The organism is Sphingomonas sp. CCH9-E2 (genome assembly GCF_001557215.1).
In the GTDB taxonomy this organism is placed as follows: Bacteria; Pseudomonadota; Alphaproteobacteria; order Sphingomonadales; family Sphingomonadaceae; genus Sphingomonas.
This window is the reverse complement of the sequence record NZ_LSJM01000297.1, coordinates 1-7,799: the sequence shown is the minus strand read 5'-3', so window position 1 is coordinate 7,799 and position 7,799 is coordinate 1. Positions and strand designations below refer to the sequence as shown.

9 protein-coding genes, 1 tRNA gene and 1 pseudogene are annotated in these 7,799 nt (G+C 69.3%); 2 read left to right on the top strand and 9 right to left on the bottom strand.

Going from position 1 to position 7,799, the window contains the following annotated elements:
- The 4 genes and pseudogenes from AX681_RS13745 to gltX form a co-directional block, all read right to left on the bottom strand.
- Positions 1-174: pseudogene (locus AX681_RS13745) on the bottom strand (bifunctional diaminohydroxyphosphoribosylaminopyrimidine deaminase/5-amino-6-(5-phosphoribosylamino)uracil reductase RibD); the annotation flags it as partial.
- A 14-nt stretch (positions 175-188) separates the two neighbouring features.
- Positions 189-545 carry a hypothetical protein gene (locus tag AX681_RS13740; protein ID WP_066659178.1) on the bottom strand — a complete coding sequence of 119 codons (357 nt, stop codon included), beginning with the start codon at positions 543-545 and terminating at the stop codon, positions 189-191.
- Positions 546-588: 43 nt separating this feature from the next.
- Complete coding sequence (locus AX681_RS13735) at positions 589-1,260, bottom strand: energy transducer TonB (RefSeq protein WP_066659177.1); 672 nt, start codon at positions 1,258-1,260, stop codon at positions 589-591.
- A 128-nt stretch (positions 1,261-1,388) separates the two neighbouring features.
- Entirely contained in the window at positions 1,389-2,723 is a 1,335-nt protein-coding gene (gene gltX, locus AX681_RS13730; RefSeq protein ID WP_066659175.1) for a glutamate--tRNA ligase, read from the bottom strand.
- Between the two features lie 87 nt (positions 2,724-2,810).
- Between gltX and AX681_RS13725 the strand changes: the two genes are divergently transcribed.
- A tRNA-Val gene (locus tag AX681_RS13725) sits at positions 2,811-2,886 on the top strand.
- Between the two features lie 84 nt (positions 2,887-2,970).
- On the opposite strand, the gene AX681_RS13720 is transcribed toward AX681_RS13725, so the two are convergent.
- Both AX681_RS13720 and AX681_RS13715 read right to left on the bottom strand, forming a co-directional pair.
- On the bottom strand, positions 2,971-3,333 hold the full coding sequence (locus AX681_RS13720) for a hypothetical protein (protein ID WP_231733709.1): 363 nt from the start codon (positions 3,331-3,333) through the stop codon (positions 2,971-2,973).
- Between the two features lie 121 nt (positions 3,334-3,454).
- Positions 3,455-4,024 carry a helix-turn-helix domain-containing protein gene (locus AX681_RS13715; protein WP_066659172.1) on the bottom strand — a complete coding sequence of 190 codons (570 nt, stop codon included), beginning with the start codon at positions 4,022-4,024 and terminating at the stop codon, positions 3,455-3,457.
- Positions 4,025-4,118: 94 nt separating this feature from the next.
- Here AX681_RS13715 and AX681_RS13710 point away from each other — a divergent pair, with 94 nt between their 5' ends.
- Positions 4,119-4,598: a DUF6456 domain-containing protein gene (locus tag AX681_RS13710; protein WP_066659171.1), complete on the top strand. Its 480-nt coding sequence runs from the start codon at positions 4,119-4,121 to the stop codon at positions 4,596-4,598.
- A gap of 4 nt (positions 4,599-4,602) precedes the next feature.
- Here AX681_RS13710 and AX681_RS13705 read toward each other — a convergent pair whose 3' ends face one another.
- The 3 genes from AX681_RS13705 to AX681_RS13695 form a co-directional block, all read right to left on the bottom strand.
- Positions 4,603-5,073 (bottom strand): hypothetical protein, encoded by a 471-nt coding sequence (locus tag AX681_RS13705; protein WP_066682398.1) that lies wholly within the window; start codon positions 5,071-5,073, stop codon positions 4,603-4,605.
- Between the two features lie 4 nt (positions 5,074-5,077).
- Positions 5,078-5,503 (bottom strand): hypothetical protein, encoded by a 426-nt coding sequence (locus AX681_RS13700; protein ID WP_066682397.1) that lies wholly within the window; start codon positions 5,501-5,503, stop codon positions 5,078-5,080.
- Between the two features lie 40 nt (positions 5,504-5,543).
- Positions 5,544-7,799, bottom strand: a 2,256-nt coding sequence (locus AX681_RS13695) for a DUF2339 domain-containing protein (protein WP_066682396.1), incomplete at its 5' end; no start/stop codon positions are given.

Here is a 7,799-nt window from a genome sequence, read left to right as displayed (position 1 = left end):
GCGTGCGGCTTCGCCCGCCTGCGCCAGTGCCATCGCCTCGGCATGAGGGCGGCCGCCGGGTTGGGTCCAGCCACGCCCGACGACGCGATCCGCGCTGACGATCACGCAGCCGACATTGGGATTGGGCGCGGTACGACCGCGCGCACGCTCGCCCAGCGCGAGCGCGGCCCCCATCCACGCGGCGTGGTTCAAATCCCGTATTCTTTCAGCTTGTCGTCGATCTTCTTGTATTCCAGCCGCTTCTTTTCGGCCTTCGCCTTTTCCTCGGCGAGTTTCTTCTGGCGGATCGGCTCGTCGATCTTTTGCTGCGCGATGATCTCGTCAACCGTCCGATCGGCGCGCCAGTTCTGGAAATAGACGATCTCGCGCTTGTAGGGCTTCTCGAAATAGCTGTCCTTGTAGAAGCCGAACAGGACGAGCCCGGTGGTGACCGCTGCCGCAACCAGGAACCAGACCTGATAGCGGTGGCGGATGCGCAGGGCGTTGCGCAGATCCGCCAGCGCGCCGACCGTGGATACGGGGCGATCGGGTTTGAAGAACCTCATGGCCGCCAAGATAGGGAATGCGGAGGCATGAGGCCAGACCCCGTCAATCCACCAATTTGAAACTCAGCGTCATCGTCATCCAGTCTTCATAGGGGACGCCGTCGCGGGTCGCGGGCTTGAACCGCCATTTGGACAAGGCATGACGGCGGGTGACTTCGGACAGGCCCTTGCTGGGGCTGCGCATGATCTCGATCGCCTTGACCCGACCGTCGATCCCGACCAGCACGCGGGCGGTGAGGCGACCCTCGGTCTGATTGCGGATTTCGGAGCTGGGATAGGGCGGCTGGAGCGAGTCGGCATAGCGCGGATCGACCGTCGCCCCCACCATCACCGGCGGCTTGGGCGGGTCGACCACGGTGCCGTACGAAGGCGGCCCGGGGTCGGCGGGCGGGTCCATCGGGACCGGGTCAAAGCCCGTGGTCGATCGGATCGGATTGCCGGCGCCGGGAATCGGCACGACCGGATCGGGCTGGTTGGGCAGCGGCTGGGTCCTCGGGACGGCTTCGCGCTTGTCGCGGACCTGCTCGATCGGCTTGGGGTCGGGCTTGGGCGGATCGAGCTTGATGGGAATGACCTGGATCGGGGGATCCTTGAGGATCGGCACCAGCGTCGGACCGACCAGCGTCGCGCCGAAGCCGATAGCGGCGAGAATGAGCAATGAGGCCCCGGCGCTCGCCGGGCGTGAAGCGGAAGGCTGATAGCGGGTGGTGTGCATGACAGGCTCTCCATCATTCCGGTCTGCGCCGGTGGAAGGATGATATACCATTACACGCGACTTGCAAATTCCTTTTCGTTCAGGCGACTAGGCGCCGCGGCGCAGGGAAATGGCGCGAGCGGACCCGTTCAGCCGCGCAAGCGCTCGATGGCGCGATCACGCCCGATGAGGGGGAGCAACGCGCCCATGTCGGGGCCCGAGTCGCGCCCGGTGAGCGCGCGGCGCAGCGGGCGAAACAGCGCGCGGCCCTTGCGCCCGGTCGCCTCCTTGAGCGCACCGGTCAGCGCGTGCCACGGGTCGGCGCGCCAGTCGAGCGTTGCGGCGAGATCGGCGGCGGTGTCGAGAAAGGCGCGATCCTCGGGATCGGCCGGGGCATCGACCGGCCCGGCAACGACCTGCCACCAGTCGGCGGCACCGTTGACGGTCTCGAGGTTCGGCCGGATCGCGTCCCAGGCAGCTGCGTCCATGTCCGCCGGCAGTCGGTCGGCGACCGCCGCGAACGGCAGCTGATGGACGATGCGGGCGTTGAGCTGGGCCAGCTCGGCTTCGTCGAAGCGGGCGGGCGCACGACCGAAGCGGGCGAAATCGAATGCGGCGATCAGCGGCGCAGGGTCTGGCTGCGGCTCGACCGGATCGCTGGTGCCGAGCCGTGCGAGCAGGGCGATGATCGTCTGTGGCTCCAGCCCCGTGTCGCGGAAATGGTCGCAGCTGAGCGAGCCGAGGCGCTTCGACAATTTGCCCTCGCTCCCGGTCAGCAGCGCTTCGTGCGCGAAGGCTGGCGGGGTCGCGCCGAGCGCGGCGAACATCTGCACCTGCGCCGCCGTGTTGGACACATGGTCCTCGCCGCGCACGACATGGGTGATATCCATGTCGATATCGTCGATCACCGAGGGAAGAAGGTAGAGCCACGAGCCATCGGCGCGGCGGATCACAGGATCGCTCATCGTCGCAGGATCGAAGCGCTGGGGTCCGCGGATCAGATCGGTCCATTCGATCGGTGCGGCGCTGTCGAGCTTGAAGCGCCAGTGCGGGCGGGTGCCGGCGGCTTCGAGGCCGGCGCGGTCGGCGTCGGTCAGCGCCAGCGCCGTGCGATCGTAGATCGGGGGCAGCCCGCGACCGAGCTGGATCTTGCGCTTCAGCTCCAGTTCCTGCTGGCTTTCATAGGCAGGGTAAATTCGGCCCGCCGCGACCAGCTCAGCAAAGCGGCGCTCATACAGGTCGAAGCGCTGCGACTGGCGTGCCTCGCCATCGGGGACGAGGCCGAGCCAAGCAAGGTCGGTGCGGATCGCATCGACGAACGCTTCTTGCGACCGTTCGGGATCGGTGTCGTCGATGCGCAGCAGGAAGCGGCCGCCCTGTTTGCGCGCCCACATCCAGTTGTGGAGCGCGGTGCGGATATTGCCGACATGCAGGCGGCCGGTGGGGCTGGGCGCAAAGCGGGTGACGACGGGTGAACTGGTCATGCGCGCCCGCTAGCCCATTTGGTGGTGCGATGGAAACCACCGCGCGTCTTTACGCGCGCGCCGCTTGCGCCTATCGGAGCGCGGTCCGGGCGCTTAGCTCAGTTGGTAGAGCATCTCGTTTACACCGAGAGGGTCGGCGGTTCGAGCCCGTCAGCGCCCACCAGATCTTTCCGGAACCCATCTGAAGCGGCTCACGCCCGCCACCGCGCGATCGTGCGCCGATGGCGGGCATGTCGTCGCGCGGTCGTCAGTTCGCCGTGATGCTCGGCTTTCCGCCGGTCAGCTTCAGCGTGACATAGCTGTTGTCGCATACATTGGCGCTGCTGAACACCAACGTCGTGGCGTCGTCGAAGGTTGCGCGCAGGTCGAAGCGGCATTGGCTGGACGGGCGATCGAACCGCGCGGTCGTCTTTGCACCCGGCTTGATCACCGGCGAGCGACGCGCCGTCTCTTCCTCCAGTGCCGGTTTCCAGTCGGTCGATCCGGTCGGTGCGATTTCGACCATCTTGATGGACTTGCCGGTGCCATTGGTCAGGACGAAGTCCCAATCCTCGGCAAGCGCGGGCGACGCGACGAACAGGGCCAGCGTAAGGCCGGTCAAATAGCGCATGAGCATCCCTCCCCTAAAAGGACTGCGACCAGCATGCGCCGGTGCGGCGCGCTAGGCAAGATACGGGGAAATGCGCATGGCGGCACCGGTCGAGGCGGGCCGGTTTCGATTCAATCCCGCGCTAGAGCGATCGCACCAGCCGCGTGGCACAGGCGATCCAGGGCGGGTCGGCAACCACCTGTTGCCGCGCGCCCGGGCCAAGCGGCAAGATGTTGAGCCGTCCGCCTGCGCCCTCATGCGCGATCAGGCGGCCGAACAGGAAGCGACCGGCCGGGCGCGGGATAAGCACGTCGCGATTAAGTGCCTGACCGAAGGCGGCGGGAGCGAGCCGACGGCACCAGATTTCGTCGCCGGCCCGATAGTCTCCGATGCTGCCGGCGACCATGACCGCGACCAGGTCCGCCTCTGCCACCGGCGGCACCACGGTCGCGGGGCGCCGCAACGCCTGGGCCCCGGCCGAATCGAGATTGGCCGCGACCGGGATGTCGGGGCGGTCGGGCAGGCGAACCAGATCGGCGGCATCGACCCCGAGCGCCGCGGCGATGCGGTTGAGCCAGACGACCGATACGGTGCGGGTGCCGGTCTCGAGCCGCCCGATCGTCTGGGCAGTGGTCGGCGGCTCACAGCGCTGCGCCACTTCCTCCAGCGTGAGTCCCTTGGCGCGGCGCACTTCGCGGATCGCGGTGATCAATGGCGGCTCCTTGATAACCGATACGGTTAATCGTCTTTCCTACAAGCGTGACGCTATGGCAAGTCTGATTCGTCACAGAAGGAAGGGAAAGCGGATGCGAGAACTGGTCGAGCGCACGATCGAGGATGGCCATGTGGTGCGGCATGCCCCCGCGCGACGTGCCGGGCGGCGGGTCGCGGTCAATGACGCCGAATCGCCGCTCGCCTGGCTGCGGGCACGCAAGCTGGTCGATGCCCGGCAATTCGAGGCGGGCGAGCGGCTGCGCGACGATTACGAGATGGCGGCGCTGGGGCCGCGCGTGACGATGCGCTGGGACGCGGCGCCGATGGCGCGACGCGGCGGTACCCCGGGGGTGGGGCTCGACCCGACCGAGGCGCAAATTGCGGCAAAGCGGCGATTCGACGCGGCGATTACCGCGGCTGGACGCGGCCTTGCGGATATCCTGTGGCGGGTGATCTGCGCCGGGGAAAGCGTCCCGGCGGCGGAAAAGGCGCTGGCCTGGCCGGCGCGCGCGGGGCGGCTGGTTCTGACCCTCGCGCTCGACCGGCTCGCCGACCACTATCGCCTGCCGTGAAGCTTCAGTTCATCAGCAGCAGCACGTCGGTCGCATCAGCACCGCGATTGGCTACTCGGGCGATGAGCGGGCCGCCGCCGGCGGCGATGCGGCAAGTGAGCAATGCGCCGCCGCTGCTGTCGGTGCAGAGCGGTCGCCCCGCCGCGTCGAGAACGGTCAGCGCGATCGGGGCGGCGCCGATGCGGCGGACGGCGATCGTCGCTGCGGCATCGGCGCTGCGGGTGATGGGCAGCGACCAGGTTGCGCCAGCCGGGACCGTCTGCCGGATCGAGCTGGGCCCTGCGCCGAGCACACCGCGTGCGGCTTCAGCTTCGGCTGCGGCCACCTCGGCCAGCAGGCGGGGGTCGCCTGCTGCGAGCGTCCGGGCCTCGGCGCGCATCTCCGCACCGGTAACGGCGTGTGGGCGATCTTCACCACGAACCGGCAGCGCGATGAGGGTCAGCGCGAGGGCGAGCAGGCGGAGGGCAGCGCGCATCGGATCACGCCGCGCTGGCCGGCCGGGGGCCGGTCCACACCGGTGCCCCGACGCGGAAGCGGACTTGCGGCGCAGGCGTGGCGGACAGTCCGACGCCGTTACCGCGATAGCCGACGACCCAGCTTTCGGCGGCGTAGCAGCTGCCGCGCGCGGGGCGGGCAAAGCCATATTGCACCGCGTCGATCTCGGCGAGCATCGCGGGGTCGCTGCGGGCGAGCAGACGCGCTTCGGCATAGAGCGCAGCGGCGGTGGTCGCGCCGGGGGTGAAGACGCTGTGGGGGAGGGCGGCGAGCAGCTTGGCCGCCTCGACCATCGCCAGCGGGTCCTGTGCGGCGCGGGCATAGCTGGCGAGCTCACCCGACAATGCGATGGCGCGCGCGGCGTCAATATCGATCTCGGCGGGGTCGACGATGTGAACGATCTTGGTCATCTGGGCCTCCTGTTGGTGTGGGGCCAGAATGCCGCCGGGGTCAGGCGTCCGCCACTGACGCTTTCGGTCGCGCGGCGAGGAAGCGGCGGTAGACCCAGCCGATCCCGATCAGCGCGACCCCGAGGCCCAGGAAGGACAGGATCCGAAGCAACCCGTCGAGCGCGGCGGCATCGATGAGGAACACCTTGAGCGTGACGCAGGTGAGCAGCGCCAGGCCGGCGAGACGCAGGTCGCGGCTGCCCGAGCGGATGCCGAGGGTGAGGCCGGCCAGCGCGAGGAGGAGGAGGGCGATTGAGTATCCGTAGTTTTCGCCGGTGCCGATCGGGCCGGTGATGATCGCGCCATGCGCGGCCTGACGGACCGCGGCGAGGGTGGCGAGCAGGGCGACGGCGATGGCGGCGCGGGTCGCGAGTGGCTGGGGCAGGAAGCGGTAGAGCCAGACGCCGGCCAGCGCGAGGTGCAGGGCGGGCGGGAACAGGCTCACCTGCTGCGCGACGAAGACGGGGTTGAGCACGAGCAGGTCGAACCACAGCAGGCGGCCCAGCGCGAGCGCGAACAGCGGCAGCGCGATGGCGGGCAGGCGGGTGCGCAGCGCGAAAGCGGCCGCGAACAGCGCATGGGTGATCAGCGCACGTTCGATGAAGCCGAGGCCGTCGAAGCGCGGTTCCGTGACGATGGCGAGCGGGAGTTTGGCGAGATGGTAGAGCAACAGCAGCGCGATGGTGAGGCCGGTGCCGAGGACGGCTTTGCGCAACGAGCCGAACTGGCGGCGATCGGGGGTGAGCAAAGCGACGGTGGCGACGAGCGGAAGCAGCGCGCGCAAGCTGTCCGCGAGATCGGGCAGGAATGGCGCGGCGAGACGTTCGCCCGCGAGCGACTGCGCGATCAGCACGAGGTAATCGGCGAGCGGTTCGGCTGCGGCGATCAGGACCGCAGCGACGCCGAGCGACGGCAGGGTGAGCAGCACGCGATCGCCGGTGCGGCGCGCCCAAAGGCCGAGGCCGAGCGTGGCGAGCGCAAAGACGCTGCCAAGCCATGCGAGCGGAACCAGCTGCCCCAGTGCGGTGGCGACCAGGATTGCGGCGAGCATGGCTCCACCGATCAGGCCGGGATCCCCGCTGTCGGTTATCGCGCGGCGGCGCCAGCTGACGCTGAAGGCGAGCCCGGCGGCGAGCAGTTCGAGGCCTGCCCACTGCCAGTCGGTGAGGCGTGATGGCTCCAGCAGATTGGTGAGCAGCACTGGCCCCGCGATGCCGCCGAGCGCGAGGATCGCCCAGCTGCGCGCGCGGTCGAGCAGGATCAGGCCGGGAACGGCGAACAGCAGCGCGAGGAGCGGGGTGGCGATGAAGGTCGCGCCGGACACGGGCGCAACCAATGCGGCTGTCAGCAGCACCAGCGAGAGGGCGAGTGCGGCAAGCGCTCCGGGCAGATGACGCGCATCGCGCCAGGCGAGGAACAAAGCGGCGGCAGCGAGGACGAGGTAGAAGCTCCACGCAAAGCCGTCGAAGGTCAGTGCCGGGGCAAAGATCAGCAGCTGGACGAGGCCGGCGACCAGCGGCGCGGTGCGCAGCCAGGCGCTGGTAACGCCCGCGCGCGGAAGGGCGAGCGTGGCGGCGAGCGCGAGCGCGATGACGAATGCGGCGGGGGCGGTGAGGCGGGTCGGCTCCAGCGCGACCAGCAGGAAATTGACCCAACCGAAGCCGACGACCGTTGCCGCGAGCGCGAGCCAGCCCCAGCCCCGGTGAATGGCCAGGCCGAACAGCGCGGCGGTAAACAGGCCGAGGTAAACCAGCAGCGGGCCGATGCCGGCGGCGTCATAGCCGGCGACGAGCGGGGCGATGAAGCCTCCGGCCAGCGCCAGGACGGCGGTGGGCGGGCCGTGGCGCAGCGCCAGGAACAAGCCCAGCGCGGTGACACCGATCATCAGCACGAAGGCGGGCAGCGGGCCGATCAGGTGGTATAGCGCGGCGGCGATGTACAGTGTCGCATAGCTGCTGGCGATGCCAGCGCCCGCCAGCGCCTGACCGATGCGGGGGTCTTCGGCCAGCGCGGGGATGCGACGGGCGGCCTCACTGGCGCCGACCAGGATCACCGCGAAGAGCGCGGCGAGGATGGTGCGGACTGCGGGCGTGAGGAGGCCGATTTCAACGGCATAGCGGACGAGGAAAAAGCCCGCGACGACCAAGGCGACGGCACCGATCCAGACGGGCAGGCGCGCGCCGATCAGCGATTCGAGGCTGGGGCGGTCGGGTTCGGGCTCAGGAGGGGGTGGCGGCGGTGTTTCGGCGCGCCGGGC